Raw genomic sequence first — 26,669 nt, forward strand, 5'->3', positions numbered from 1 at the left:
CACGCGCATCCGAGCCCATGTTCGGTGCGCCGCCGAAGCCGGCGATGCGGTCGCGCGTGGCCGTGGAGCTGTTGCCCTGCAGGTCGATCTGCAGGGTCGAGCCGATGAACATGTCGCAGGCATACAGGCCGGCGGTCTGCGAGAACGCGCGGTTGGAGCGCATGGAGCCATCGGTGCCGGTGAAGAACACATCGCTTCGTGCGGCAATGTACTTCTCCATGCCCAGTTCGGAGCCGAATGAATGCACCGATTTTACGAAGCCCGATTCGATCGCCGGAATCAACGCCGGGTGCGGATTGAGGGCCCAGTGCTGGCAGATCTTCCCCTTCAGCCCGAGCGATTCGGCATAGGTCGGCAGCAGCAGCTCGATGGCGGCCGTGTCGAAGCCGATGCCATGGTTGAGCCGGTTGACGCCGTACTCGGCGTAGATGCCCTTGATCGCCATCATCGCCATCAGCACCTGGATCTCGGAAATCTGTGCCGGGTCGCGGGTGAACAGCGGTTCGATGTGATTCGGGCGCGGCGCCTGCACCACGAAGTTGACCCAGTCAGCAGGGATGTCGACGCGGGGGAGAGTGTCGACGATTTCGTTGACCTGGGCGATCACGATGCCGCCACCGAAGGCGGTGGCCTCGACGATCACCGGCGTGTCTTCGGTGTTCGGGCCGGTGTAGAGGTTGCCGTTCCGGTCGGCGGCCTGCGCAGTGACCAGCGCCAGCCGCGGAGTGAGGTCGATGAAGTAGCGGCCGAACAGTTCCAGGTAGGTGTGGATGGCGCCGATCTGGATGCGCCCCTCGGCCACCAGGTTGGCCAGCCGCACCGACTGCGGGCCGGAGAAGGAGAAGTCCAGCCTGGAGGCGATGCCGCGTTCGAACACATCCAGGTGCGAAGGCAGTGACAGCACCGACTGCACCATGTGCAGGTCGTGAATCCGTGCCGGGTCGAGGCCGGCAAGTGCCTGGGCGAGGAAGTCGGCCTGCTTCTGGTTGTTGCCCTCCAGGCAGACCTTGTCGCCCGGCTCCAGCAGCGCGTGCAGCAGTTCGCCGATATCGGCGGCCGCGACCTCATGGCCGCGGGCCCAGCGCGAAGCGCGCTCCAGGCGTGCCCGGCGGCTGCGTTGCAACGTATCCCAGCTCGGGTTCATCGACCGGCTTCCGATTGGCGTTGAGATAATTACGACATAATTATGGAGGGGTGTGCAACCCGCAGTGCAGCAAAAAGAAGGGCCCGCGCGCAGGCGGGCCCATTCAGTTTGAGATGGAGGATGACCCGCATCGATCGGGGTAGTGCCGGCCGGCGGCCGGCACTACCGTTTCCGGTTGCCTAGAACTTCCAGCGCAGGCTGGCCGCCACGAAGCGCGGTTCGCCGAAGTTGTTGTAGTCCAGGTTGGCCCAGTAGGTCTTGTCCAGCGCGTTGCGCACGCTCAACGTCGCGGTCCAGTTGTCGCTGATGCGGTAGTTGGCATTGAACTGCACCAGCGAGTACGCCGGCTGGTTCACCGTCACCGTGCCCCCCAGCGGGTAGGCGATGTTGTAGCCCTGTACCCGGCTCTGCCACTGCAGGCCGCCGCCGATGCTCAGCCGCTCCAGTGCGCCACGCAGCTGCACCTGGGTGTTGAGTTGCAGCAGGTTCTCGGGCGGGTTGGCGTACAGCAGGTCGGTGGCGGCACGGGTCACCTTGACGTGGGTGTAGCCGGCGTTGACCGTCCAGCCCGGCAGGATTTCGCCGTTGACGTCCATTTCCCAGCCGCGCGCCTTGGTGCCATTGATGCCGATGTAGGCCGAGCTGCCATCGCTCAGCGTGCCTTCCGGAACGCTCATGTCACGCACCGCGTAGTTGTCCTGCTTGGCCTCGAACACCGCGGCATTGGCGGTCAGGCGGCCATCGAACCACTGCGTCTTGATGCCCGCTTCCAGGTTCGAGCCCTGCACCGGCGCCAGCAGGTTCTCGTTGCGGTCCTTGTAGTTCTGCGGGTTGAAGATCTCGGTGTAGCTGGCATACGCCGAGACGTTCGGGGTGATCTCGTAGACCAGGCCCACGTACGGGGTGACCTCATCGCTCACCTTGTAGGCGCCGCTGGTACCGGTGTAGGCGCCGGCCGCGTTGTACGAGCGGCTGAGGGTCTGCCAGCGGCTCAGGCGCGCACCGGCAATCAGCGACAGCGGATCGGCCAGGCGCAGGCGGGCGGCCAGGTAGACGCCGCTCTGCGTGGTCTTGGCCACGCGGCGCGCGCCGGTGCGGCTGTAGGTCACTTCGGAAATGTCGCCGTCCCAGTTGAACACGTTGGGGATGTAGTAGCAGCGCTCACGGCCGCAGGTCGCCCAGTCGCCCGGGAAATTCAGCGCCACGGTATTGGTGGTGCCTTCCAGGTCGGACCACTGTGCACCCACGGTCAGGTCATGGTCGCGGCCAAACAGCGGGAAGGTGCCGGTCAGGTAGGCATCGACGTTGCGGCGCGTATCCTTTGAATCGCCTGCGGCGGCGCGCAGGTAGATGCCCGCGCCGGAATTCGGGTCCGGGTAGCCGGTACCGTACAGGCGCACGTTCTGCACGTTGCCACGGGTGTAGGCGGTGTTGATCTTCAGCAGCCAGTCCTCGCCGAAGCGCTGTTCCAGGTTGGCAAAGGCGGTATTGCTCTCGCGCTTCCAGTAGCTCCACTTCGGCGACAGGTTGGTCGAGCGCGCGAGATGGGCGAAGTTGCCCTGGTTGTCGAAGAACGCGACGGTGCCCCAGGTCGAGCCGGTCGGGTTGTTGTCCTGGCTCTGGTAACCCAGGGTGAGGGTGGTGCTGTCGGTGACATCGCCTTCCAGCACCGCCATGCCCGCCATCTTGGTTTCGTCATAGCGGTCGTAGTACAGCCCGCGATCGGTGTAGGCGGCGACTACCCGGCTGCGGAAGCGGCCATCATCGGTGAGCGGCGCGGTCACGTCGGCCTGCATGCGGCGGTAGTCCCAGCTGCCGGCACTGACCGAGAACGATGCGTCGAACTCCTTGCCCGGACGCTTGCGCAGCAGGTTGACCGTGGCCGACGGCACGCCCGCACCGCTGAGCAGCCCGTTGGCGCCGCGGATCACTTCAATGCGGTCGTAGAAGGCGGTGTCGTATTCCTGATTGGTGGAACCGCTGTAGGTGGGAATGCCGTCGACCTGGAAATCGGTGATGGCAAAGCCGCGCGCGTAGTAGAGCGGGCGCTGGGTGTCATAGAAGGACACGCTGACGCCGGGCACGGTACGCATCACGTCGTTGATGCTGAACAGCGATTCGTCCTGCAGGCGCTGCAGGCTGATCGCGGTGGCCGACTGCGGGGTTTCCTGCAGGGTGATCGGCAGGCGGGTCGAGCTGGACGGCGGTGCGGATTGTTCGGCGCGGACGCTGACCCGGTCCAGGGTCTTGGCATCGGAGGCATCGGCAACGGTCGCGGCGAGCAGGGGAGAGGCCAGCAGGGTGAGGGATGGCAGCAGGGCAGCCGGCAGCAGCGCGCGGCGCGGAAGGGGGATACGGATCTGGGACATGGTGGGCTCGAAACGTGGAGGCGGGGAAGGGCGGCAACAGTCGTCCAGCACCCGGGGCGGCGGCTTCGGGCACGTCAGGTCCATCTGGGAGCGGCGCGGTCACTGCGCAGTGCGCAAATGTAAATAATTCTTAACAACATTACAATTCGCATCGCTGCGCAGGGTCATTCGGGCGCGTGGCAGCGGGCAGGTCCCCTCCGCGCAAACGCGAACGGCCACCCGAAGGTGGCCGTCCGTCCATGTACTACAGGGGATGCTGCGGGCTTACAGCGCCTGCAGTTCCTCGTTGGCGTTGCGCTTTTCCTTGGCCGGTGCCGGTGCCGGTGCCGGAACCGCTGCCGGTGCCGGTGCCGGCGCTGCGGCATTGGCATCGACCGGCACCTCCAGGTACGGCAGGTGCAGGGCCTGGCTGGTCAGCGTGCGGATCTCGTTGGTCAGCGCGGCGCTGTCGTTGAGCTTGCGCCCGTACGACGGCACGATCTCGCGCAGGCGCGCTTCCCAACCGGCCTTCATCTGCTCCGGGAAGGCCTTGGCCATCAGGTCCAGCATGATCGGCGGCGAGGTCGAGGCACCCGGTGAGGCGCCGAGCAGGGCGGCAAGAGTGTGGTCCTTGTCGGTCACGATCTCGGTACCGAACTGCAGCACCGGGCCCTTCAGCGGGTCACGCTTGATGATCTGCACGCGCTGGCCGGCGGTGACCAGCTTCCAGTCGCCCGGCTTGGCGTTGGGGAAGTACTTGACCAGCTCGGCCTGGCGGTCGGCATCGTTCAGGCGTGCCTGGCCCATCAGGTACTGCACCAGGTCCAGGTTGTCCTTGCCCACTTCCAGCATCGGGCCGACGTTGTTGTGGGTGACCGAGGAGTACAGGTCCCACCACGAGCCGTGCTTGAGGAACTTGGTGCTGTACAGCGCGAACGGCCCGAACAGCACCACCGGCTTGCCGTCCAGCTTGCGCGCATCCAGGTGCGGCACCGACATCGGCGGCGAACCGGTTTCGGCCATGCCGTAGGCCTTCACGCCATGGCGCGAGGTCACGTCCTGGCCCTGGAAAGCGAGGAACTGGCCGCCGACCGGGAAGCCGGCGTAGTCCTTCGACTCTGGGATGCCCGACATCTGCAGCAGCTTCAGCGCGGCGCCGCCGGCACCGATGAACACGAAGCGGGCGTGGGTGGTGGCCTCGGTGCCGGCCTTGAGGTCCTTCACCGTCACGTTCCAGCTCTTGTCGGCGTTCTGCCGCAGCGCGCTCACTTCGTGGTTCAGGTGCAGGCTGAAGTTCGGGCTGCGCTGCAGGCCGGTGGTCAGCTGGCGGGTGATCACGCCGAAGTTGACGTCAGTGCCGAGCGGCATCCAGGTCGCGGCCACCTTCTGCTTCGGATCACGGCCTTCCATCAGCAGCGGTGCCCACTGCTGGATCTGCCTGGGATCTTCGGAGTACTGCATGCCGTAGAACAGCGGGTTCTTCACCAGGGCCTGCTGGCGCTTGTGCAGGTAGGCGATGTTGTCATCGCCCCAGACGAAGCTCATGTGCGGGGTCGGGTTGATGAAGTCGCTGGGCTGGCTCAGCCGGCCTTCCTTGACCTGGTGCGACCAGAACTGGCGCGAGACCTCGAACGATTCAGCGATGCCGACCGCGCGCTTGGTCTCGATGCTGCCATCGGGCAGTTCCGGGGTGTAGTTCAGTTCGGCGAACGCCGAATGGCCGGTACCGGCGTTGTTCCAGCCATCGGAGCTTTCACCGGCGACGCCGTCGAGGCGTTCGTAGACCTGGATGTTCCAGTCCGGCTGCAGTTCCTGCAGGTAGGTGGCCAGGGTGATGCTCATGATGCCGGCGCCGACCAGCACAACGTCGACGGGCTTGTCGTTGCTGGCGGCGGGCACCGAGCGCTGGGTCAGCGGCCAGTACAGGAACAGCGCGGCGGCCAGCAACAGCAGCACGAGCAGGGCGAGCAGGGCCTTGCCAAATTTCTTCATGGGGGCGGGATCGTTGGCGGAGGGGAGGAGTTCAGGATGCGCATGGGGCAGGGAAAGGGCGTGAAGAAACAACGCCTTGCGGCATCCTGGAGACGATTCTAACCGGAACCGGTCCGGTTTTTGTGCAATGCATCATCCTGTTGGCGTGCGCGCTGCGGTACGATTGCCGGCTGATTCGCAACGACTACTGGCCATGGAGTGGCCGCGCAACGATGTCACGGATGCTGATCGTGGTAGGTGACGCCCTGCAGACGGGCGGTTCGGTACTGACAGGTTCCCCGCACACCGATATCGAAGGCCGCGCCGTGGCACGCGTCGGCGATCGGGTGATGTGCGCCCGGCACGGGCCCGGCTCGATCGTGACCGGTGACAGCACTCTGGTCATTGACGGCCAGCCGGTCGCCCGCGACGGCGACAAGGCCAGCTGCGGCTGCGCGCTGATGGCAGGCAAGCAGCAGCGGGCGCATGTCGCCGCCGGTGGTGGGGGTGGTGGTGGGCAGGCCACGCTGGGTGCGCTGGCCAAGGTGGCGGGCATCGTGGCGCCGCTGCTGAAGACGATGCCGTTGCAGACGCCGCCGTTCGCACCGCCCGGCACGCCCGCGCCGGAAGAGCCGGTGGCGCCGCAGTGCTGGGTGGACGATCACGATACCCGGATCGATCGCGATGTGGATGGACGCTATTACGAGGCGTACGACGTCAACGGTGACAAGCACGATTACGCCTTCCCGGTCAGCTACCGCATCGAAATCCCGCTGCATGCGCAGGGCGAGGTGGTGGTGTCGATCAAGGTGCAGCCGATGCCACAGGCCGGGGTCACCGCGGCCGAAGTGACTGCGGCGCGGGCACGCATGGAGCAGGGAATCGATCAGTTCTGGAATGGCCGCTTCACCCTGGACATACACGACCCGCAGTGCGGTACCCGCAGTTTCCCGCTCCGCTACGAAGTGCGCTGGGTGCAGGGCGGCAGCGACTACAAACTGATCATCCACCGCAGCTACGACCGCGAGCAGGTCGAGTTTCCGGATATCGACGTCTCGGTATCAACAACGCCGTGGACCTTCGCCCACGAGTTCGCCCATACGCTGGGCGTGCCGGATGAGTATTCCTACAATGACCCGGACGAGGAAACCGTGCGCTACCTCCAGCCCGACGGTACCCTCGATCCGGAGGTGCTGGTTGCCGTTCCCGATTCGCGCGCGCTGTCCGACCCGGCAGCCACCATCATGAATTCGGTCGACTGCGCCGTGACCCTGCCGCGACATGCCTGGAACATCGCGCGCGAGATACGCGAGCTGCTGAGCCGCCAGATCGGCCGGGAGATAACATGCACCGTCAAGTGATTTCACTGATCGCCACTTTTGCCGCCGCCACCGCGCTGCCGGCCCACAGCAAGGAGCTGCCTCCCGTGATCGAACTTCATGCGCGCTGCGTGGACGATGCCCAGTGCCGTTTCCGTGGGCAGACGCTCAATGTCGAGCTGGAGCTGCGCAACAGCGGCAGTGAGCCGGTGTCATTGCCGCTGGAGTACATCCGCAGTCGTGGCCCGTCGGTGAAGGTGAAGGACAACCACTCCGGGAAGACGACCGCCCTGCGCAGTGGCATGGCCGCCGCTGCACTGCGGGATCAGATGCAGGAGCTGCGTGCGGGCCAGTCCCTGCGCATTGGTTTTCCGATCAAGCCGCAGGAACTGACCCGGTTCGCGTTGCGCCCAATGGATGTGACCCTGCAGCTTTCGGTGAACCTGACGCCCGGTGCAGGCAGTACCGAAGCGCAGGTGGTGCAGGCGCAGCTGCGCGTGCTCGACGCAGACTGATTGCCGCGCCCAGCGATGCGGCGCCGGGTCAATGCGGCCCGATCATCCGGCCATGCCCTGCTTCAGCGCAGTTCCAGGATCTCGTCACCGGCCTCATCGAGCTCACCGGTGGGGCGCCAGCCCAGGCGGCGGTAGAAGCCATGCGAGCGTGAGCGCGGATCGGCCGTGCAGGCCAGGAACAAGCGTTGGTGGCCGGCATCGCGGGTCAGGCTGACCACCTCCTGCAGCAGCTGGCGGCCGATGCCACGGCCCTCGTAGTCCGGCAGCAGCGCCAGCACCAGCACCTCGCCGCTGGCGCGGTCGGCGAAGCAGTAGCCCACCATGCGCTTGCCTTCCCAGGCGATGCGACCGATCGATTCGCCGTGGGCGATGCCGGCCGCCCAGCTTTCCGCGGTGATGCCCAGCTCCGCCAGTTGCGCGGCACTGAAGGCGTTCTCGCGGGTACGCCCGCGCAGGTCGATGCAGACGGCGGCATCGTCGGGGCGGGCATCGCGCACGGAGAGGGGCATGCGGGGCATCCTTGCAATGAACGGCCCGCCAGTATCCGCATCGCGCATGGACCCGGTGTGGAGGACGCGTGGAGATTGCATGGAGCGCCGCTCAGCGCTTGCGCCGGATCAGCGCCGAGGACGCGTCCAGCACCGCGCGGGTCAGCAGCGCCATGGTCTGCACGTCACCCTTCCAGTGCTGCCAGTACAGCGGCACGTCTTCCCACGCGCGCTGCCGCACGTAGACCAGGCGGCCGGCGTCCAGGTGCCGCTTGACCAGCGGCAGCGGGTTCATGGTCCAGCCCATGCCGCCCAGGTTGGCCTGCACGAAGGCGCGGGTGGAGGGAATCCACCAGGTCGGCGCGGTGCTCGGCAGGTCGTCGCCGGCCATGCGCCGGGCAAAGCGCGACTGCATCTCATCCTTGCGGTTGAACACCAGCACCGGCGCCTGCGCCAGTGCCTGCGCGGTCACGCCCTTGGCGAAGTGGCGCTCGCGGAACTCCGGGGTGCAGGTCGCGGCGTAGCGGATGCTGCCCAGCGCGTGGATCTGGCAGCCCTGCACCGGCTCGTCCAGGGTGGTCACCGCGCCCAGCACGGTGCCCTGGCGCAGCAGTTCCACGGTGTGGTCCTGGTCCTCCACGCGCAGGTCCAGGGTGGTGCCGGTGCTCTGCGCGAACTGCGAGGCGGCCTGCGGGAACCAGGTCTCCAGGCTGTCGTGGTTCACCGCCACCGGAATGCTGGCCTGGGGCAGGTCCTCGTCGGCCAGGCCCATCCGGTGCAGCGCGTCGTGTTCGAGCAGGGCGGTCTGCTCGGCCAGCTGCACCAGCACCTGGCCCTCGGCGGTGGCGGTGGCCGGAGTGCCGCGCTTGACCAGCAGGCGACCGACCCGGTCCTCCAGCGCCTTGACCCGCTGCGAGATGGCCGAAGGGGTGACATTCAGCGACTGTGCGGCGCGGTCGAAGCTGCCTTCGCGGATCACCGCGGCCAGGGCGCGCAGCTGGGCATGGTCGATACGCATCGAATTAAGTTCCGCTAATGTTGGTTTAGGAAGTTTAGCTCGTCTTTTTCATGTTGCGGCGCGACAATGGCGCCCGTTCCGGTGCTGTCCGCCTTCGCGAGGCACCGTCCCCCCAAGCAATACAAGGCAGTCCATCCCATGTTCTCGGTCATCTCCGCCAGCACCGGCCTCGGTGCCTGGTTCTCTGGTGCAGCTACCGGCATCGGCCTGTTCGCCGTGGTCGGGGCCCAGAGCGCCTTCATTCTGCGCCAGGGCATCCTGCGCAAGCACATCGTGCCGGTGGTCGCCACCTGCGCGGCCATCGATGCCATCTTCATCTTCGCCAGCGTGGCCGGCCTGCGCACGCTTACCTCGGCGCTGCCGTGGCTGACCACCGCCGTGCTGTGGACCGGCGTGGCATTCCTGGCCTGGTATGCGATGAAGTCGGCGCGCCGTGCGATTGCCGGTGGCGGCGGCATGGGCGAGGCTGACAGCGATGACGGCAGCCGCCGTGCCGTACTGATGGCCGCGGTCGGTTTCTCGCTGATCAACCCGCATTTCTGGCTGGACATGATGGTGATCGGCTCGATTGCCGAGAACTTCGGCAATGCCCGCATGGCGTTCGCCGCCGGCGTGGTCACCGCCAGCTGCATGTGGTTGACCGCACAGGGCCTGGGCGCGCGCCTGCTTGCGCCGCTGTTCACCAAGCCCAGTACCTGGCGCGTGCTGGATGGCACCATCGCCGTGATCCTCAGCATCCTGGCCCTCACGTTGGCGGTGCGCGGGGTCCATTGACCCGGCGCACGCCCCCCGAACCCACGTCCTGACTCTCTCTCCAAGGTAGTGGTAACGACGGCACCGGCAACGGTGCCGTCGTTTTTTGTCCCTGTGGCATCCGCCGCATGTACGTGCCTAGAATCGCGTATCCGGACAGGCTGTCCGGTTTTCCATGGGGGAAGGATGCGCAGGATTGTGCTGGCTGTGGTGCTGGGGGCCGTATCGGGCGGGGCAGCGGCGGCGACGCTGGATCTGGATCGTTTCCTGCGGCAGGAATCGTTCACCGACATCAAGATTTCGCCGGGCGGAGAGTACGTTGCCGCCACGGTACCGCTGGAAGCCGGGACGGCACTGGCGATCTATCGCATTGCCGACATGAAGATGGTCGGCAGCTTCCGTCCGCCACGCAACGACCACGCCCACACCTTCGACTGGGTCAGCAACGAACGGCTGCTGGTGGGCATGGCGCAGAAACTCGGTCTGCTGGACCGGCCCACGCCGACCGGCGAGCTGTTCGGCATCAATGCCAACGGCAAGGGCGGCGAGCTGCTGGTGGGGTACCGGGTTGCCGACCAGAGCCTGGGTACCAACATCAAGGTCAAGCCGGCGGGCATGGTCGCTGCGTACCTCAGCGACGAACTGAAGGACGACGACCGCAACGTGCTGGTCACCGTAGTTCCCTTTGTCGGCAACACGCATGCGCAGATCGAGCGCATGGACGTGATGACCGGTCGCCGCAACGCGGTGGCGCGGGCGCCGGTTGCCGATGCGCACTTCACCACCGATGAGCAGGGCGAGGTGCGATTCGCGCGCGCTGCCGTCACCGATGGAACGCAGAAGCTCTACTACCGGGCGGGCAGCAACAGCGAATGGATCCTGCTCAACGACGAGGCCCTGAGCAAGCGCATCGAAGTCCCCCTCGGTTTTTCGGCCGACGGTCGCCTGGCCTATCTGCAGGTCGAGCAGGCCGAAGGGCCCGACGCGATTGTCAGCTGGGACCCGCAGAGCAATGAGCGGCGCACCGTGCTGCGCGATGAAACCGCCGATCCGGCACGCATCATCCGTCGCCCCGGCAGCCGCGTGCCGGTGGGAGCGCTGTTCCTTGGCGGCGCGCCGCGAACGGCGTTCTTCGATGACGCCTCGGACGAAGCGCGCCTCTACCGCAGCCTTGAAGCGGGCCTGGGAGGGCCGGTCTACATCACCTCCAGCACGCGCGATGGCAGGACTGTGCTGGTGGAGAGCTGGTCAGGCCGCAATCCGGGTGACTTCTATCTGTATGACACGGTGGGCAAGAGCGCCCGGCACCTGATCAGCCGCAGCGACTGGGTCGACCCGGCGCTGACCGCCGAGGTCCGCCCGATCAGCGTCAAGGCGCGCGATGGCCGCCCGCTGCATGGCTTCCTGACGGTCCCGCACGGGCGCGAGGCGCGTGCACTGCCGATGGTGGTACTGCCGCATGGTGGGCCGATCGGTGTTTCCGACCATGGCGCCTACGAGGCCGAGACCCAGATGCTGGCAGCGGCCGGATACGCGGTGCTGCAGGTCAATTTCCGCGGTTCTTCCGGCTATGGCCGGGCGCACATGCAGGCAGCGCGCAAGCAATGGGGGCTGTCGATGCAGGATGACGTCACCGATGCCACGCGCTGGGCCATCGAACAGGGCGTGGCGGACAAGGACCGCATCTGCATCTACGGCGCCAGCTACGGCGCCTATGCGGCGATGATGGGCGCGGTGCGCGAACCGGGTCTCTACCAGTGTGCGGCCGGTTATGTCGGCATCTACGACTTGCCGCTGATGTATGCCCGGGGCGACATCCAGAGCGATGAATCAGGCCTGGCGTACCTGCGCAACTGGCTGGGGTCGCCCAATGAGCTGGCGGAACGCTCGCCGGTGAACCTGGCCGGGCAGGTGCGGGTGCCGGTATTCCTGGCCGCAGGGGGCCAGGACCAGCGCGCACCGATCGTGCACAGCGAGCGCATGGAGGCGGCGTTGAAGAAGGCCGGCTCGCCGGTGGAAACCCTGTTCGTCAAGAACGAAGGGCATGGTTTCTATTCTCCTGCCAATCAACGCACGTACTACAGCAGGTTGCTGGCCTTCCTCTCGCGCAGCCTGGGGGGACAGGTGGCCGCGCAGGCCACGCCTGCGGAAAAGAGCAGCGCGCCCTGAACAAGCCGGGGGCGGCGGATGATCGATCCGCCGCCCCGGATTTCGCCTGCAGCGGGCTTACTTGACCCCGTGCATCATCTTCTTCAGCAGCGGTGCGGCAATGAAGGCGGCCAGCGCACAGCCCAGGCCGATCCACATCAGCAGCCAGAACAGGTGCGCATAGGCACCGGCGGCAGCCACCATGTCGAGTGATTCGCCTTCCGGCACCTCGATGGCAGCGAGCTTGCCGAACAGTGCGGCAAGCGTTTCCGAGAACGCAGTGGCCAGGAACCAGGTGCCCATCATCAGGCTCATCACCCGTGGTACCGCCAGTTGGGTCACCGCCGACAGGCCGACCGGCGACAGGCACATCTCGCCGCTGGCCAGCAGGAAGTAGGCCAGCACCAGCCACCAGACACTGGCCATCTCACCGGTGGCGCCGACCTGCTGCGCCGCCAGCGCCAGCGGCACGAACGACAGCGCACCGATCACCAGGCCCCATGCCGACTTCACCGGCTTGCCCGGCTCCCAGCCGCGGCGGTCCATCCACGTCCACAACGCGGCGAAGGCCGGTGCCAGCAGTACCAGGAACAGGCCGCCGAGGTAGGTCAGCGAACCGGCGGTCTGCGGAATCACCAGGCAGTCGCGCACCAGCAGCACCAGCATCAGTGCCACGATGCCGATGAAGAACGCACGCGGTGCGGCCGAACCGGGGCGCCGCTCGGACAGGCGCGCGCTGACCACGAAGCCCAGCGGTGCCAGCAGCAGCGAGATGATCGACCACGGCAGCGGCGTACCGCCGGTGATCACCAGCGACGGCACGATGTCCTTGGTCAGCAGGCGGTCGGTGAAGGTCACCCACGAGCCATACGACTGCTCGTACATCGTGAAGAACACCAGCGCCATGAAGATCAGCACCATCAGCGCGATCATCTGCTGGCGCTGTACCGGCGTGCATTTCGTGCCGGTGAACCAGGCGAACCAGACCAGCACGCCGCCCAGCACCACCAGCATCAGCATCAGCGCCAGGCTGATTTCTCCGCCCAGCGCGAAGGCGCCGTTGCCGGCGGCCCACATCAGCCACGCCACCGGCAGCACACCGAGCACCGCGCACAGATAGATGAGCCATTCGCGGGGCAGGCCCAGCACCTTCTGCTTCAGTGCGGCCGGCTGCGGTGGTTCGGCATGGCCCTGCAGGTATTTCTGGCCCCACAGGAACATCGCCAGGCCGGCCAGCATGCCGATGCCGGCCGCGCCGAAGCCGTACTTCCAGCCGTAGGCCTCACCGAGGAAGCCGCACACCAGCGAGGAGAACAGCGCGCCCAGGTTGATGCCGGCGTAGAACAGCGAGAAGCCCGAGTCACGGCGCGGGTCGTCCTTGGCGTAGAGCTTGCCGACGATGGTGGAGATGTTCGGCTTCAGGAAGCCGACGCCCATGATGATCAGCGCCAGCGACAGGTAGGTCACCGCCAGCGCCGAGGTGTCGCGCACCACTTCACCGTTCACCCGGTACGCGGCGTGGCCCTCGAAGGCCATGCCCAGGTGGCCGAGCACCAGCAGGATGCCGCCGAACAGCACCGCCCGGCGCATGCCCAGCCAGCGGTCGGCCAGCATGCCGCCGAACACCGGGATGCAGTACACCAGGCCGCCGTAGGCACCGAGCAGGTCCAGCCCGGCCTTGTCGCCGAACAGGTGGTACTTGGTGAGATAGAGCAGCAGCAGCGCCTTCATGCCGTAGAAGGAGAAGCGCTCCCACATCTCGGTGAAGAAGCAGACGTAGACGCCCTTGGGATGGCCCAGGAAGTCGTCGGAGGCGGTAGCGGCAACGGTCATCGACGGCGGGAACAGCGGAAAGGGCGCGATTATAGGCCTGCAGCCGCGGGTGCGCCCGGTAACGCCGTGCCCGCCTTCAGTAGATCCACGCCATGCGTGGATGGCTGCCCGATTGGCGGCCTACAGGTAGCGCAGCCAAGCTAGGTCGCGGCGGCGGGCCTTGAACCGGCCGAACAGCAGCGTCGGCGGGTACATCGCCACCGCCAGCGCGCAGGCCACCAGCAGCAGGCCGGCCACCGAATCCAGCGCGTACAGGCTGCCGTGGGTGGGGCCCCACGTGGCCAGCGCAGCCACGTACAGCAGCTTGAGCACATACAGGTGCAGGAGGTAGAAGAACATCGGCGCCGCTCCGATGTCGGCCAGCGGGCGCAGGGCGCGGGCCACTGGCGGCCATTCGTACAGGCGCAGCAGCAACAGGCCCACGCCCAGGGTCAGCAGCAGGAACTGCAGCGAAGGCGGGTACTTGGTCACGTTGAACACGCTCATCCAGGTGCGCAGGGTGCTGTCCTGGTGCTGCCACGGCGCTTCGCCGTAGCCGTTGGCCAGGCGCAGCAGGGCGAAGGCTGACAGTGCGGCCAGCCCGGCCCACAGCAGCCAGCGCTGGCGTTGCGTCGGATCGCGATCGCGCGCGAACCACGGCCCCATCAGGTAGCCCAGCACGATCACCCCGATCCACGGCAGTACCGGGTAGGACGTGCGCAGGCGCAACACGCCGGTCTCGATCCAGTCGCGCTGGTGCAGCACTTTCCACAGCACGGCCAGCACGCCGTCGCCTTCCACGCGCACGCCATCGAACAGGTTATGGCCGGCCACCAGCAGCACGCCCAGCACCAGCAGCGCCGGGCGCGGCAGCCACAGCAGGCCGGCCAGCGCGATCATGCTCAGGCCGATGGCCCAGATCACCTGCAGGTACAGCGTGTCCGGCGGGAACTGGAAGGTCCAGGCGAAGTTGACCAGGGTCAGTTCCAGCACCACCAGGAACAGGCCGCGCTTGAGCAGGAAGGCGGCGATCGCGCGGCGCGGGTCGGCCTGGCGCTGGCCGTACAGCCACGCCGACAGGCCGGTGAGCAGCACGAACACCGGGGCGCACAGATGGGCCAGCAGGCGGCAGGCGAACAGGGCAGGGGATACGCTGGCCGCATCCATCGGGTCGCCGACCTGGTGCTGCAGGAAAAAGGTCTCGCGCACGTGGTCGAGCAGCATCAGCAGCATGACGGTGCCGCGCAGCTGGTCGATGGAGGCCAGCCGAGGGGAGGAAGGAGAAGCCACGTACGATGTTCGTTCGGCGCGACAGGATATAACATAACAATTGCCTGTTTCCAGCAGGCGCTGAGAGATGCCGACGAGCGCGTCCATCAGCTCAGGGCAGGCAGACCGCAGGACTCCAGCCCAGAGCGTCGTCGTAGCGGACCTGGATCGCCCGCAGGCTGCCATCGGCGTTCGCCTTCACGCAGAATCGGGCGCTATAGAACCGGGTGGCGCCCGTTCTGGTGGCCGACATCGTGACGTTGTACAGGCGTCCAGACTGCAGCGTCATGGCCGCTTGCCCTGCAGCGGCGTTGGCTGGCACTTCTCCATAGAGGACGCAAGCGCCGGGTGGAAGCGGGAGTGACGCGGGATAGGAAAAGTCGAAAGACCATAGCCGCCGCAGCGGTGGAGTAATCGCGTCATGCACCTCCACACCAAACACCTGAGGAGTCTCGCCGATACGCTTGCGCTCTTTCCTGGGAAGCCCGAAACAGGGTCTGCCGGCGTGGTCTGTGACCTCGATCGCGCCAACGCGACTCCAGGCCGATGCGTGATCACAAAGGGGCAGCGAGCAGAGCAAGGTCACGATGGCCATGACCGGTCCATTGATCGGGCGCATACGAAGTGTGTTTTTCATAGGTCGGCTCGGCGACAGCATTTGGATCGTGAACACGATGCATGGGGAGTCGAGACACTTCAAACGATGTTGGCTGGAATGCTGCAGCGGTGGCTGGCCTGGCCGATGTGGGGCAGGGGGATCGCGGTATCCGGTACCCGGCAGCCCATTGGGATGTGCCTGATGAGCTTGATGCGTTGGCCGAGTTTGGTCAAAAGCGACTACCCCACCGGCGACCCGGCTGCAACCCTCCCGAACCGCACTGGACGTGACGCCCCCTGAACGCTAGCGTGACCAGGATTTTTTGCCAGCAGGGGCTTCCATGAACCACGACGCTGCGCCCAAGCAGCTCACCTTCCGCGCAGTGGCCCTGGCCATCGTGCTGGCGGTGGTGCTGTCGGCCGCTAACGCCTACCTTGGTCTGTTCGCAGGCCTGACCATCGCCACCGCCATTCCCGCCGCGGTGATTTCCATGGGCGTGCTGCGCCTGCTGGGCGGTGGCTCCATCCTCGAGAACAACATCGTGCAGACCGGTGCTTCGGCCGGTTCGTCGATCGCCGCCGGTGTGATCTTCACCATCCCCGCGCTGGTGATCATGGGCTACTGGCCCGACTTCAAGTACTGGTGGGTGCTGGGCATCGCTGGGCTGGGCGGCCTGCTGGGCGTGCTGTTCTCGGTGCCGCTGCGCCGTTCGATGATCGTCGAAGACCCGCTGCCGTTCCCGGAAGGCAAGGCAGCGGCGGAAGTGCTCAAGGCCGGTGAGAACCCGGGCCCGGGCCTGAAGATCCTCGGCCTGTCGGCGGTGATCGGTGCCTTCGTCAAGCTGGCCGCCGAAAGCGGCATGCGCCTGATTCCCGATGCCTGGGCCACCTCGGCCTACGTCGGCAGCTCCAAGATCACCGCCTTCATCGGTACCAACCTGTCGCCGGCGCTGCTCGGCGTGGGCTACATCGTCGGCCTCAACGTCGGCATCGTGGTGGTGTCCGGTTCGATCCTGACCTGGCACATCGCCATTCCGATCTACCAGGCATTCTTCATGAATACCGATCCGGCCCTGGCCGCGTCGGTTGCCACCGCCTCGTCCACCGAGGCCGCGTTCGCCATCTGGGGCGCGAAGATGCGCTACCTGGGCGTCGGCGCGATGCTGATCGGTGGCATCTGGACCCTCATCTCGCTGCGCAAGTCGCTGCTGAACGGCGTCAAGAGCGGCTTCGCGGCTGCGCGCAAGAGCGGTGGCCCGGTACTGGCGCACACCGAGCGCGACCTGCCGATGAAGTGGATGCTGGTGGCCCTGGTGGTCTTCGTGCTGCCGCTGCTGGCCCTGTACCAGGCCATCGTCGGCCAGTGGCATGTGTCGATCCCGATGACCCTCATCATGATCGTCGCCGGCTTCCTGTTCGTTTCGGTCTCGGCCTACCTGGCCGGCCTGATCGGTTCGTCCAACAACCCGGTCTCGGGCATCACCATTTCCACCATCCTGTTCGCCTCGGCGGTGCTGGTGCTGCTGCTGGGCAAGGATGGCCTGCAGCCGGTCGGTGCCTTCGGTGCGCCGCTGGGTGCGGTGGCCGCGATCATGATCGGCGCGGTGGTGTGCTGTGCTGCCGCGGTTGGCGGTGACAACCTGCAGGACCTCAAGGCCGGCTACATTGTCGGCGCCACCCCGTGGAAGCAGCAGCTGATGCTGGGCATCGGTGCGTTCTCGTGCGCGCTGATCATGGCCCCGGTGCTGAACCTGCTGGCCACCGCCTACGGCATCGGCGTCAAGTCCGAGCTGCACCCGAACGCGCTGGCCGCGCCGCAGGCGAACCTGATGGCCTCGGTGGCCAAGGGCCTGTTTGGTGGTGAACTGCCGTGGACCTTCATCGGCATCGGTGCCGTGGTCGGCGCCGCGATCATCGCCTTCGACAGCTGGCTGAAGTCGCGCAATGCACGTTTCCGCGTGCCGGTGCTGGCTGCCGCCATCGGTATCTACCTGCCGCTGGAGCTGATGGTGCCGATCTTCCTCGGTGGCCTGATTGCCCATCTGGTCGAGCGTTTCCACAAGGTGCGCGCCGATGACGAAGAGGGCCGCGACCGCGTGCACAAGCCGGGCGTGCTGTTTGCCGCTGGCCTGATCACCGGCGAAGCGCTGATGGGCATTGCCATCGCCGTGCCGATCGTGGTCAGCAGCCGCGCCGACGTGCTGGCCGTGCCGTTCCACCTGCCGGGCGCACAGTGGATCGGCCTGGCCGTGCTGTTCCTGGTCGGCTGGCTGATCTACCGCACCGGCAAGCGCGCCGTGGCGTAAGGAATGGGTAGTGCCGGCCGCTGGCCGGCTACGCCAACGGAATGCCGGCCAGCGGCCGGCACTACCGCAGACCGCGCTACGGCGCGGTTTGCTTTTTCTGGCGGCGGGGCCGTCCCCCGTCGCGGCCATGACCGATGGCCTTGGCAGCCCCGGCCGCACGGGCCTAACATCGGTTTTTTGCCGTCCCTGCGGAGACCCCGATGAAACTGCGTCATGCCCTGCTGCCACTGAGCCTGCTGGCCGCCCTGCCCAGCGTTGCCGCTGCCCGTGGCCTGGAAGTCCGCGACATGGTGGCCATGGACCGCGTCTCCGCGCCGGTACTGACCGCTGACGGCAGCACCGTGGTGTTCGCCAAGCGCAGCGTGGATGCCAACCTGAAGGCCTCCACCGCGCTGTTCGCACGCAACCTGCTCACCCGTGATGCGGCACCGCCGAAGCAGATCACCCCGGCTGGCTGGAACGTCAATTCCGCTTCACTGTCGGCCGATGGCCAGACCGTGTACTTCCTCAGCGGCAAGAACGGCAGCCAGCAGCTGTATGCACAGCCGCTCAGCGGCGGCACGCCGCGCCAGCTGACCGATTTCGCGGTCGACGTGGACAGCTACCACGTGTCGCCGCAGGACGACCGCGTGCTGTTCAGCGCCGGCGTGTTCCAGGCGTGCGCCTCTGACCTGGCCTGCACCGCGAAGAAGCTCAAGGACAACAAGGACGCCAAGGCCAGCGGCAAGGTCTTCGATTCGCTGTTCGTGCGCCACTGGGATACCTGGAATGACGGCCGTCGCAACACCCTGTTCGTGGCGCCGCTGCCGGCGGCCAAGGCCGGTCCGGTCAAGGGGGCGTCGGCGCTGAGCGCGACCATCGACGGTGATGCACCGTCCAAGCCGTTCGGCGGCAACGATGATTTCGTGTGGTCGCCGGATGGCGCCAGCGTGGTGGCCAGCATCCGCGTGGCCGGCAAGCAGGAACCGTGGTCGACCAACTTCGACCTGTACCGTTTCGACGCCGCCGGCAAGCAGGCGCCGGTCAACCTGACCGCGTCCAACCCGGCCTGGGATGCCGGCCCGGTGTTCAGCGCCGACGGCAAGACCCTGTTCTACCGCGCGATGAAGCGCCCGGGCTTCGAGGCCGATCGCTTCGGCCTGATGGCGATGGACCTGGCCAGCGGCAAGACCCGCGAGATCGCCCCGCAGTGGGATCGCTCGGCCGGTGGCATCGCCCTGTCCGCCGACGGCGCCAGCATCTACACCACCGCCGATGACCTCGGCGAGCACCCGCTGTTCCAGATCGACGTGGCCAGCGGCAAGGCCACCAAGCTGATCGGCGACGGCAGCGTGACCGCGGTCGACGTGGCCGGCAACAGCGTGGCGATCACCCGCAACAGCCTGAAAAGCAACGACCAGGTGCTGGTCGGCCTGCTGCCGGCCGCTGGCCAGCCGATCGGCGAGCTGCGCGCGCTGACCCCGGCCGCCGGCGACGTGCTGAAGGACGTGTCCTTCGGCGACTACGAGCAGTTCGAGTTCAAGGGCTGGAACAACGACACCGTGCACGGCTACGTGGTCAAGCCGCACAACTACCAGGAAGGCAAGTCCTACCCGGTCGCGTTCCTGATCCACGGCGGCCCGCAGGGCAGCTTCGGCAACGGCTGGAGCTACCGCTGGAATCCGCAGACGTACGCGGGCCAGGGCTATGCGGTGGTGATGATCGACTTCCACGGTTCCACCGGTTACGGCCAGGCCTTCACCGATGCGATCAGCCAGCACTGGGGCGACCGCCCGCTGGAAGACCTGCAGAAGGGCTGGGACGCGGCGCTGAAGAAGTATTCCTTCCTCAACGGCGACAAGGCCTGTGCGCTGGGCGCCAGCTACGGCGGCTTCATGGTCAACTGGATCGCCGGCAACTGGAACGGCCCGTTCAAGTGCCTGGTCAACCATGACGGCGTGTTCGACCAGCGCATGATGGGTTACGCCACCGAAGAACTGTGGTTCACCGAGTGGGAGCAGGGCGGTACGCCGTACCAGAAGGCCGCGAACTACGAGAAGTTCAACCCGGTCAACCACGTGGCGGACTGGAAGAAGCCGATCCTGGTCATCCACGGCCAGCAGGACTTCCGCATTCCGGTCGAGCAGGGCCTGGCCGCGTTCACCGCCGCCCAGCGCCAGGGCATCGAATCGAAGTTCCTGTACTTCCCGGACGAGAACCACTGGGTGCTGAAGCCGAACAACAGCATCCTGTGGCATGACACCGTCAATGCCTGGCTGAAGCAGCACATCGGCGAATAAGCGGTTCCGGCGCCGCCCTTCGGGGCGGCGCTCTGCTTTCTGGTAGTGCCGGCCGCTGGCCGGCAACCCCATTCTGCTTCCCACCCCTGCCAGATTGCCGGCCAGCGGCCGGCACTACCCAGAGCGCCTGCATGCCCTCGACCGCCCTGATCCAGAACGACATCGTCGTCTTCGGTTTGATCGCCGCCACCCTCGGCGCCGTGTTCTGGACCGCCTCGCGCGAGCAGGGGCTGTGGAAGCGCTTCTACACCTTCGTGCCGGCACTGCTGCTGTGCTATCTGCTTCCCGGCATCTACAACACCGTCGGCCTGATCGACGGCCAGAACACCAGGCTCTACAACCCGGTCGCGCGCGACATCCTGCTGCCGGCGGCGCTGATCCTGCTGACCCTGGCGGTGGACATCAAGGGCATCCTGCGGCTGGGCCCGAAGCTGGTGCTGATGTACCTGGGCGCTTCGGCCAGCATCATGCTGGGCGCGGTGGTGGCCTTCCTGGTGATGCGCGCGATCCATCCTGACACCGTGGCCGGCGATACCTGGGCCGGCATGGCTGCGCTGGCCGGCAGCTGGATCGGCGGCGGTGCCAACATGCTGGCGATGCGCGAAGTGTTCGACGTCAACGCCACCACGTTCGGCCAGTTTGCGGTGGTGGATGTCGGCGTCGGCTACGTGTGGATGGCGGCGCTGATCTTCCTGGCCGGCCGCGCGGCAAGGATCGATGCACGCAGTGGCGCCGATACCTCGGCCATCGATGAACTGAAGGAGCGTATCGCGCGCTTCCAGGCCGAGCACGAGCGCATTCCCAGCCTCACCGACCTGATGCTGATCGTGGCGGTGGCCTTCGGTGGCGTCGGCCTGGCGCATGCCATCGGTGCGCCGCTGGCCGCATGGTTCAAGATCAACGTCAGCTGGGCCGCACAGTTCAGCCTGGACGCGCCGTTCGTGTGGGTGGTGGTGCTGTCGACCACGCTGGGCCTGGGCCTGAGCTTCACCCGTGCGCGCACCCTCGAAGGGGCCGGCGCATCGCGGCTGGGTTCGCTGCTGCTGTATTTCCTGATCGCCTGCATCGGCATGCAGATGGATCTGCTGGCGCTGCTGGACCGGCCGTGGCTGTTCCTGCTCGGCCTGATCTGGATCGCCGTGCACATCGTGCTGCTGTGGTGCCTGGGCAAGCTGCTGAAGGTGCCGTTCTTCTACTTCGCCATCGGTTCGCAGTCGAACATCGGAGGCCCGGCCTCGGCGCCGGTGGTGGCCGCAGCGTTCCATCCGGCCCTGGCGCCGGTCGGCGTGCTGCTGGGTACGATGGGCTACGCCACCGGCACCTATCTGGCCTATGTCGTCGGCATCACCCTGCGCGCACTGGCCGGGCAGGGCTGACCGGGGTAGTGCCGGCCGCTGGCCGGCAACCAGGCGATGCTTCAAAGGTTCAGGGGTTTGCCGGCCAGCGGCCGGCACTACCGATGCGTTACGCGGCCGGCAAGCCGCGTTCGATCAACCAGGCTTTCGCGTCTTCGGCATCCTGCTCGAACCACGCCCTCGTAGAGCCCAGCCGGTACGTATACCCCCACGCATCCATGTCGGCCATCAGCCGGTCGCTGCCGACCCCGGGCAGTTGCCCGGCCAGCACGATCTGCAGGTAGCAGGTAGCGTCTTCCTCGGCCACCGAGTCGGTGGCGTCGGTGTGCACCAGTGCACGCCGCTCCGGCGGCAATACGATCAGGTGGCAGGCTTCGTGCAGCATCGAATGCACGGGCGTGTCATCGCGCACGTACACGTTGCTGGCGATGATGCCCGCCTCCGGTTCGCCCCAGTAGCTGCCGGGAATCGGTTCACCGGCGGCCACGTGGTGCAGCCGAAGGCCATGCGCGGCGAGCAGGCACTGCGCATCGGCGAAGGCGATGTCGCCCACGCAGGTGATGTCCACGGCGGTTGTCGTATCGGTCATGCGGGTCATGCAGCCCCGCCCATGCAGGCACGGGCGGGGCAGGGCATCAGGGTTTGTCCGGGCCTTCTGGCAGCGCCACGGAGATGTCCAGCACGTCGTGCTGCCCATCCTTCACCAGGTCGACCTTCACCGCGTCGACGTCGATGTTCACGTACTTCTTGATCACTTCCAGCAGCTCGCGCTGCAGCAGCGGCAGGTAGTCCGGGCCACCGCGGTGGCTGCGTTCCTGCGCGATGATGATCTGCAGGCGGTTCTTGGCGGTTTCGGCGGTGGTCTTCTTCGCTTTGAGGAAATCAAACAGGCCCATGCTTACCCTCCGAACAGCTTGCTGAAGAAGCCCTTCTTCTCGACGTTGGTGAAGCGCATCGGGCGTTCTTCGCCGAGGATGCGCGCGACGGCGTCTTCATAGGCCTGGCCGGCAGCGGATTCGACATCCAGGATCACCGGCTCGCCCTTGTTGGAGGCGTTGAGCACGTCGCCCGATTCCGGAATCACGCCGATCGCCTTCAGGCCGAGGACTTCCTCGACGTCGGCGATGCTCAGCATCTCGCCGCTTTCCACGCGCACCGGGGTGTAGCGGGTCAGCAGCAGGAAGGCCGGCACGTCCTGGCCGGACTCGGCCTTGTGGGTCTTCGAATCGAGCAGGCCGATGATGCGGTCCGAGTCGCGCACCGAAGACACTTCCGGGTTCACCACCACCACCGCGCGATCGGCGAAGTACATCGCCAGGAAGGCGCCCTTCTCGATGCCGGCCGGGGAGTCGCAGATGATGTAGTCGAAGCCGTCGGCGGCCAGGTCCTTCAGGACCTTGCCCACGCCTTCCTGGGTCAGTGCGTCCTTGTCGCGGGTCTGCGAGGCGGCCAGCACGTACAGGTTGTCGAAGCGCTTGTCCTTGATCAGGGCCTGCTTGAGGGTGGCTTCGCCGTGCACGACGTTGACGAAGTCGTACACCACGCGGCGCTCGCAGCCCATGATCAGGTCGAGGTTGCGCAGGCCGACGTCGAAGTCGATCACCGCCACCTTCTTGCCGCGCCGTGCCAGGCCGCAGGCCAGGCTCGCGCTGGAAGTGGTCTTGCCGACGCCGCCCTTGCCGGAGGTGACTACGATGATTTCAGCCAAAGGACTTCTCCTGATGATTCTGTTTGGGGGCTGCGTCAGTCCAGCGCAGCGATCTTGATCTGGTCCTGTTCCAGCCACACCTGCACGGCCTTGCCGCGCAGGTTGTCCGGGACATCGTCCAGTACCTTGTAATGGCCTGCAATGGCGACCAGTTCCGCATGGAAATCACGGCAGAAGATGCGTGCCGCGGTGTTGCCCTGGGCTCCTGCCAGCGCGCGGCCGCGCAGGGTGCCGTAGATATGGATGCTGCCATCGGCGATGACCTCGGCGCCGGCGCCGACGGTGGCCATCACGGTCAGGTCGCAGTTTTCCGCGTACAGCTGCTGGCCCGAACGCACGTTGCCCAGCTGCATGCGGCCCGGCTGCGGCGCTGCGGCATCGGCGACCTTGGCCACCGGCGCGGCGGGGGCCGGCTTCGGCTCGGCGCGGACGGCGCGACGCGGTTCCGGTGCGGGCGCCGGCGGGGCCGGTTCGGCTTCGGCACGCTCGTACTGCGCGCGGAACTTGGCCAGCAACGGCAGGCCGAGCTGCTGCGAAAGCAGATCGACCGCGCTGGTGCCGTAGGCCAGTGCCACCGGCAGCACGCCCGCGCTGCGCAGGCCGTCGACCAGCGCCTGTGCGGTGGCCACGTCCGGCACCTGGCTCAGGCCGCCGAAATCGAGGATCACCGCAGCGCGGCCGAACAGCTTCGGTGCGCGGGTCACGCGCTCGCGCATTTCCTGCACGAGGCGTTCGACATCAAGGGTACGGATGCGCAGGTTGGCGATGCCCACCTGGCCGATCTTCAGTTCACCGGCCTGTTCGTAATCGAAATTCACCGCCACGCTCAGGTCCCCGTCGGCCGCTGTGCCTGCGCCGGCAGCTGCCGGGCGCGTGTCCATGCCACATCCGGCAGCTTGCCGCGGTAGGTCTCCTGCACCCACGGGTAGCTGCACAGTTCCTTGGCCAGCATGCTGGCACGCACATCGACCTGGGCCATGGTGTTCTGGCCCAGCTCGCGGAAGCCGAAGCTGCCGTGGAAGAGCAGGGCGGCATCGGCGCCATGGTCGAGGAAGACCTCGCAGGTCATCTGCGGGTAGCGCAGCTCGGCGAAGCTCTGGGCGTCGGCATAGAACGCACGGCCGACGCCACCGCCGCGGCGGCGGCTGGCGACCACGATGCGGTCGATATAGAAGAAGGGCGTGTCCAGCTGCTGCTTGAACCAGGCGAAGTTGCTGCTGTCGTGCTGGCTGTCGCTGCCGAAGCCGATCAGGAATCCGGCCAGGTTGCCGTCGCGCTCGGCGACGCGGAAATACTCAGCGGTTTCGTAGAACAGGCGCAGGCGGGCCGCATCCAGGGGAAGGATGGCCAGGCCAGCGTTGTTGTTCAAAGCCAGGACGGAATCGAGCTCGTGCTCGCGCACGTCGCGGATGACAATCGACATTGTGACTCCGTGGGGTAACGCGGTTGGTCCATCAAGGGACCCTGCGCACGATTATTGCATGCCCGGGGTGGGCTGCGGCATGAACAGGGGATATGCCCGAGCATGACTTTCGGCGCTTGGGAGCGGCCGTGCACGGGCTACGATGAGGGATGCTGGCCCGACTGAACCACAATGCGATGCTGCGCTACTCCGGGTTGTTCACCTGGGGCACCGTCGGCCTTTGGCTCGCGATCTACCTGATCGATCCTGTCTCGCTGACGCTGGAGACGCTGGACGGCGAAGCCGGCTTCCGCATCATTCCCTGGGCCTCGGCCTACCTGGCTTTCGGCATCGTGTACTGGGCGCTGACCCGCTCGCTGGGCGAGGGCCGTCCGGGCTTCTTCGACCACGCGGCGCTGATCCTGCTGACCGCCTGCGCGATCGGCGTGAGCTATTTTTCCGGTACCGCGCTGGGCAGCATCCTGCTGATGGTGGTGGCCGGCCTGCTGCCATGGCTGCTGGGGCCGCGCATCGGCGTGGTCTGGCTGGTGGCCAGCAACCTGGCGGTGTTGCCGGTATACATCCAGCCGCTGGGCTTCCCGCCGTTCATCGCCGTGCTGCAGGCGGTGGGCTACATGGGCTTCTCCAGCTTCGTGTTCGTGATCGCGCTGGTGGCCCGTCGCCAGGCCGAGGCCCGCGACGAACAGCGCCGGCTCAACTCGGAACTGCGTGCCACCCGCGCCCTGCTGGCCGAGAGCGCCCGGGTCAATGAGCGCACGCGCATCTCGCGCGAGCTGCATGACCTGCTGGGCCACCAGCTGACCGCGCTGACCCTGAACCTGGAAGTGGCCGGCCACCTGGCCGACGGCCAGGCGCTGGAGCATGTGAAGCGTTCCCACGCATTGGCCAAGCTGCTGCTGGGCAACGTGCGCGAGGTGGTCAGCCAGCTGCGCGAGACCGGTGCCATCGACCTGGCCGCAGCGCTGCGCCCGCTGACCGAGAACGTGCCCTCGCTGGACATCCAGCTGGAGATCGAGGATCCCCTGAACGTGGAGGACCCGCAGCGGGCCCACGTGCTGCTGCGCTGCACCCAAGAGATCATCACCAATGCCGTGCGCCACGCCAGTGCCCGCCACCTGTGGATCAAGGTGTACCGTGAAGCGCCGGACCGGGTGGTGGTGGAGGCCCGCGACGACGGCGTCGGCGCGGAAATGGTCAATGTGGGCAATGGCTTGCGCGGCATGCGCGAGCGCCTGCAACAATGTGGTGGCCAGCTGCAGGTCGAGACCCGTCCCGGCGAAGGCTTCCGCCTGCGGGCGACGGTGCCGGCAACGGTGCTGGTGGCCGCCCTTACCAAGGTTCCTGAAGGAGTACGTTGATGATTCGCGTCTGCCTGGTCGATGACCAAACCCTGGTGCGGCAGGGAATCCGCTCCCTGCTGGCGCTCGATGATGGCATCGAGGTGGTGGCCGAGGCCGGCGATGGCCGGCAGGCGGTCGAACTGATCCCGCAGGTGCGTCCCGATGTGGTCCTGATGGACATGCGCATGCCGGTGATGTCCGGGCTGGAAGCACTGCAGGTTCTGTCGAGGCAGGAGCAGCTGCCGCCGACCATCATCCTCACCACCTTCGATGACGACCAGCTGGTGCTGGCCGGGCTCAAGGCCGGTGCCAAGGGCTACCTGCTCAAGGACGTTACCCTGGCGCAGCTGGTCGGGGCCATCCGCACCGTGGCCGACGGCGGTTCACTGGTGCAGCCGGCAGTGACCCAGCGGCTGCTGTCCGGCCTGGAGCACATGCGCAACGAGTTCGTCAGCCTGGACCGGCCCGACCCGCTGACCGACCGCGAGACCGAGATCCTGCGGCTGATGGCCAGTGGGTTCTCCAACAAGGAGATCGCCAACTCGCTGGGCGTGGCCGAAGGCACGATCAAGAACCACGTGTCCAACATCCTCTCCAAGCTGGGTGTGCGCGACCGCACGCGCGCCGTACTGAAGGCGTTCGAACTTCAGCTGGTCTAGGGAAAATCGTTCCGGTACAACAACTTGGGTGACGACCGGGGGTTCCGGCCAAGCGCGCCCCCTACTGGCGGGTGACGGTATGCGTTACCCTTCGAATTCTTTGTCCATACAAATACGCAGCCGGCAGGGAAACCGGTGCGCCAATCCCGATAAACAATGCCCGCGAAGCCTGCTAGGATTGGCGCTTCGCTTCAATCAACCCGGCCGTGGGATCGGC

The 26,669-nt window shown here is 66.6% G+C and carries 22 protein-coding genes; 9 read left to right on the forward strand and 13 right to left on the reverse strand.

The window, feature by feature from the left end:
- The 3 genes from AC5P7U_RS07470 to mqo all read right to left on the reverse strand — a co-directional run.
- On the reverse strand, positions 1-1,144 hold a 1,144-nt coding region (locus AC5P7U_RS07470), incomplete at its 3' end, for a malonate decarboxylase subunit alpha (RefSeq protein WP_495220937.1).
- A 179-nt stretch (positions 1,145-1,323) separates the two neighbouring features.
- Positions 1,324-3,513 carry a TonB-dependent siderophore receptor gene (locus AC5P7U_RS07475; protein WP_312560375.1) on the reverse strand — a complete coding sequence of 730 codons (2,190 nt, stop codon included), beginning with the start codon at positions 3,511-3,513 and terminating at the stop codon, positions 1,324-1,326.
- Between the two features lie 264 nt (positions 3,514-3,777).
- Positions 3,778-5,484: a malate dehydrogenase (quinone) gene (mqo, locus tag AC5P7U_RS07480; RefSeq protein WP_197564683.1), complete on the reverse strand. Its 1,707-nt coding sequence runs from the start codon at positions 5,482-5,484 to the stop codon at positions 3,778-3,780.
- A gap of 221 nt (positions 5,485-5,705) precedes the next feature.
- Between mqo and AC5P7U_RS07485 the strand changes: the two genes are divergently transcribed.
- Together AC5P7U_RS07485 and AC5P7U_RS07490 are read left to right on the forward strand one after the other, a co-directional pair.
- Positions 5,706-6,824 carry a PAAR domain-containing protein gene (locus tag AC5P7U_RS07485; RefSeq protein WP_495220939.1) on the forward strand — a complete coding sequence of 373 codons (1,119 nt, stop codon included), beginning with the start codon at positions 5,706-5,708 and terminating at the stop codon, positions 6,822-6,824.
- Positions 6,809-7,297 carry a hypothetical protein gene (locus AC5P7U_RS07490; RefSeq protein WP_006424058.1) on the forward strand — a complete coding sequence of 163 codons (489 nt, stop codon included), beginning with the start codon at positions 6,809-6,811 and terminating at the stop codon, positions 7,295-7,297. The genes AC5P7U_RS07485 and AC5P7U_RS07490 overlap by 16 nt, the downstream gene beginning before the upstream one ends.
- A gap of 62 nt (positions 7,298-7,359) precedes the next feature.
- Here AC5P7U_RS07490 and AC5P7U_RS07495 read toward each other — a convergent pair whose 3' ends face one another.
- Both AC5P7U_RS07495 and AC5P7U_RS07500 read right to left on the reverse strand, forming a co-directional pair.
- On the reverse strand, positions 7,360-7,806 hold the full coding sequence (locus AC5P7U_RS07495) for a GNAT family N-acetyltransferase (RefSeq protein WP_006424059.1): 447 nt from the start codon (positions 7,804-7,806) through the stop codon (positions 7,360-7,362).
- A gap of 91 nt (positions 7,807-7,897) precedes the next feature.
- A complete protein-coding gene (locus AC5P7U_RS07500) occupies positions 7,898-8,803 on the reverse strand; it encodes a LysR family transcriptional regulator ArgP (RefSeq protein WP_006424060.1) in 906 nt (301 codons plus the stop codon).
- A 138-nt stretch (positions 8,804-8,941) separates the two neighbouring features.
- Here AC5P7U_RS07500 and AC5P7U_RS07505 point away from each other — a divergent pair, with 138 nt between their 5' ends.
- Positions 8,942-9,577, forward strand: a complete 636-nt coding sequence (locus AC5P7U_RS07505) for a LysE/ArgO family amino acid transporter (RefSeq protein WP_308309163.1) — start codon at positions 8,942-8,944, stop codon at positions 9,575-9,577.
- A gap of 165 nt (positions 9,578-9,742) precedes the next feature.
- Complete coding sequence (locus AC5P7U_RS07510; RefSeq protein ID WP_197564684.1) at positions 9,743-11,725, forward strand: alpha/beta hydrolase family protein; 1,983 nt, start codon at positions 9,743-9,745, stop codon at positions 11,723-11,725.
- Positions 11,726-11,782: 57 nt separating this feature from the next.
- Here AC5P7U_RS07510 and AC5P7U_RS07515 read toward each other — a convergent pair whose 3' ends face one another.
- From AC5P7U_RS07515 to AC5P7U_RS07525, 3 genes are all read right to left on the reverse strand, one after another.
- Positions 11,783-13,537 carry a peptide MFS transporter gene (locus AC5P7U_RS07515; protein WP_006424095.1) on the reverse strand — a complete coding sequence of 585 codons (1,755 nt, stop codon included), beginning with the start codon at positions 13,535-13,537 and terminating at the stop codon, positions 11,783-11,785.
- Between the two features lie 120 nt (positions 13,538-13,657).
- Entirely contained in the window at positions 13,658-14,806 is a 1,149-nt protein-coding gene (locus AC5P7U_RS07520) for an acetyltransferase domain-containing protein (RefSeq protein ID WP_414554707.1), read from the reverse strand.
- Positions 14,807-14,897: 91 nt separating this feature from the next.
- Positions 14,898-15,380, reverse strand: a complete 483-nt coding sequence (locus tag AC5P7U_RS07525) for a hypothetical protein (protein WP_308309488.1) — start codon at positions 15,378-15,380, stop codon at positions 14,898-14,900.
- A gap of 343 nt (positions 15,381-15,723) precedes the next feature.
- On the opposite strand from AC5P7U_RS07525, the gene AC5P7U_RS07530 reads away from it, so the two are divergent.
- The 3 genes from AC5P7U_RS07530 to AC5P7U_RS07540 all read left to right on the forward strand — a co-directional run bounded on the left by AC5P7U_RS07530 (position 15,724) and on the right by AC5P7U_RS07540 (position 21,343).
- Positions 15,724-17,688, forward strand: a complete 1,965-nt coding sequence (locus AC5P7U_RS07530; RefSeq protein WP_006424097.1) for an OPT family oligopeptide transporter — start codon at positions 15,724-15,726, stop codon at positions 17,686-17,688.
- A gap of 200 nt (positions 17,689-17,888) precedes the next feature.
- Entirely contained in the window at positions 17,889-19,967 is a 2,079-nt protein-coding gene (locus AC5P7U_RS07535; RefSeq protein ID WP_006424113.1) for an alpha/beta hydrolase family protein, read from the forward strand.
- Between the two features lie 131 nt (positions 19,968-20,098).
- Entirely contained in the window at positions 20,099-21,343 is a 1,245-nt protein-coding gene (locus AC5P7U_RS07540; RefSeq protein ID WP_006424114.1) for a DUF819 family protein, read from the forward strand.
- A gap of 88 nt (positions 21,344-21,431) precedes the next feature.
- Here the strand turns inward: AC5P7U_RS07540 and AC5P7U_RS07545 are convergent, their stop codons facing one another.
- The 5 genes from AC5P7U_RS07545 to AC5P7U_RS07565 are packed head-to-tail and all read right to left on the reverse strand — an operon-like array spanning position 21,432 to position 24,453.
- The gene (locus tag AC5P7U_RS07545) at positions 21,432-21,911 is read right to left on the reverse strand and encodes a hypothetical protein (RefSeq protein ID WP_197564900.1); all 480 of its coding nucleotides are present in this window, start codon (positions 21,909-21,911) and stop codon (positions 21,432-21,434) included.
- A 46-nt stretch (positions 21,912-21,957) separates the two neighbouring features.
- Positions 21,958-22,218 (reverse strand): cell division topological specificity factor MinE, encoded by a 261-nt coding sequence (gene minE, locus AC5P7U_RS07550; RefSeq protein WP_005408532.1) that lies wholly within the window; start codon positions 22,216-22,218, stop codon positions 21,958-21,960.
- Between the two features lie 2 nt (positions 22,219-22,220).
- Positions 22,221-23,030 (reverse strand): septum site-determining protein MinD, encoded by an 810-nt coding sequence (minD, locus tag AC5P7U_RS07555; RefSeq protein ID WP_006424120.1) that lies wholly within the window; start codon positions 23,028-23,030, stop codon positions 22,221-22,223.
- Positions 23,031-23,065: 35 nt separating this feature from the next.
- Positions 23,066-23,911 (reverse strand): septum site-determining protein MinC, encoded by an 846-nt coding sequence (gene minC, locus AC5P7U_RS07560; RefSeq protein ID WP_049457735.1) that lies wholly within the window; start codon positions 23,909-23,911, stop codon positions 23,066-23,068.
- On the reverse strand, positions 23,857-24,453 hold the full coding sequence (locus AC5P7U_RS07565) for a GNAT family N-acetyltransferase (protein WP_008267255.1): 597 nt from the start codon (positions 24,451-24,453) through the stop codon (positions 23,857-23,859). The genes minC and AC5P7U_RS07565 overlap by 55 nt, the downstream gene beginning before the upstream one ends.
- A gap of 149 nt (positions 24,454-24,602) precedes the next feature.
- Between AC5P7U_RS07565 and AC5P7U_RS07570 the strand changes: the two genes are divergently transcribed.
- Positions 24,603-25,811, forward strand: a complete 1,209-nt coding sequence (locus AC5P7U_RS07570) for a sensor histidine kinase (RefSeq protein WP_006424174.1) — start codon at positions 24,603-24,605, stop codon at positions 25,809-25,811.
- Positions 25,811-26,452, forward strand: a complete 642-nt coding sequence (locus tag AC5P7U_RS07575; RefSeq protein ID WP_006424175.1) for a response regulator — start codon at positions 25,811-25,813, stop codon at positions 26,450-26,452. The genes AC5P7U_RS07570 and AC5P7U_RS07575 overlap by 1 nt, the downstream gene beginning before the upstream one ends.
- Positions 26,453-26,669 lie beyond the last annotated feature (217 nt).

It is taken from the genome of Stenotrophomonas sp. YJH_SMC_57, from assembly GCF_059369755.1.

Bases quoted from the DNA above. Each gene is read 5' to 3' on its own strand.
- AC5P7U_RS07475 (WP_312560375.1), bottom strand. From the start codon at position 3,513: ATGTCCCAGATCCGTATCCCCCTTCCGCGCCGCGCGCTGCTGCCGGCT.
- mqo (WP_197564683.1), bottom strand. From the start codon at position 5,484: ATGAAGAAATTTGGCAAGGCCCTGCTCGCCCTGCTCGTGCTGCTGTTG.
- AC5P7U_RS07485 (WP_495220939.1), top strand. From the start codon at position 5,706: ATGCTGATCGTGGTAGGTGACGCCCTGCAGACGGGCGGTTCGGTACTG.
- AC5P7U_RS07490 (WP_006424058.1), top strand. From the start codon at position 6,809: ATGCACCGTCAAGTGATTTCACTGATCGCCACTTTTGCCGCCGCCACC.
- AC5P7U_RS07495 (WP_006424059.1), bottom strand. From the start codon at position 7,806: ATGCCCCTCTCCGTGCGCGATGCCCGCCCCGACGATGCCGCCGTCTGC.
- AC5P7U_RS07500 (WP_006424060.1), bottom strand. From the start codon at position 8,803: ATGCGTATCGACCATGCCCAGCTGCGCGCCCTGGCCGCGGTGATCCGC.
- AC5P7U_RS07505 (WP_308309163.1), top strand. From the start codon at position 8,942: ATGTTCTCGGTCATCTCCGCCAGCACCGGCCTCGGTGCCTGGTTCTCT.
- AC5P7U_RS07510 (WP_197564684.1), top strand. From the start codon at position 9,743: ATGCGCAGGATTGTGCTGGCTGTGGTGCTGGGGGCCGTATCGGGCGGG.
- AC5P7U_RS07515 (WP_006424095.1), bottom strand. From the start codon at position 13,537: ATGACCGTTGCCGCTACCGCCTCCGACGACTTCCTGGGCCATCCCAAG.
- AC5P7U_RS07525 (WP_308309488.1), bottom strand. From the start codon at position 15,380: ATGGCCATCGTGACCTTGCTCTGCTCGCTGCCCCTTTGTGATCACGCA.
- AC5P7U_RS07530 (WP_006424097.1), top strand. From the start codon at position 15,724: ATGAACCACGACGCTGCGCCCAAGCAGCTCACCTTCCGCGCAGTGGCC.
- AC5P7U_RS07535 (WP_006424113.1), top strand. From the start codon at position 17,889: ATGAAACTGCGTCATGCCCTGCTGCCACTGAGCCTGCTGGCCGCCCTG.
- AC5P7U_RS07540 (WP_006424114.1), top strand. From the start codon at position 20,099: ATGCCCTCGACCGCCCTGATCCAGAACGACATCGTCGTCTTCGGTTTG.
- AC5P7U_RS07545 (WP_197564900.1), bottom strand. From the start codon at position 21,911: ATGACCGATACGACAACCGCCGTGGACATCACCTGCGTGGGCGACATC.
- minE (WP_005408532.1), bottom strand. From the start codon at position 22,218: ATGGGCCTGTTTGATTTCCTCAAAGCGAAGAAGACCACCGCCGAAACC.
- minC (WP_049457735.1), bottom strand. From the start codon at position 23,911: ATGGACACGCGCCCGGCAGCTGCCGGCGCAGGCACAGCGGCCGACGGG.
- AC5P7U_RS07565 (WP_008267255.1), bottom strand. From the start codon at position 24,453: ATGTCGATTGTCATCCGCGACGTGCGCGAGCACGAGCTCGATTCCGTC.
- AC5P7U_RS07570 (WP_006424174.1), top strand. From the start codon at position 24,603: ATGCTGGCCCGACTGAACCACAATGCGATGCTGCGCTACTCCGGGTTG.
- AC5P7U_RS07575 (WP_006424175.1), top strand. From the start codon at position 25,811: ATGATTCGCGTCTGCCTGGTCGATGACCAAACCCTGGTGCGGCAGGGA.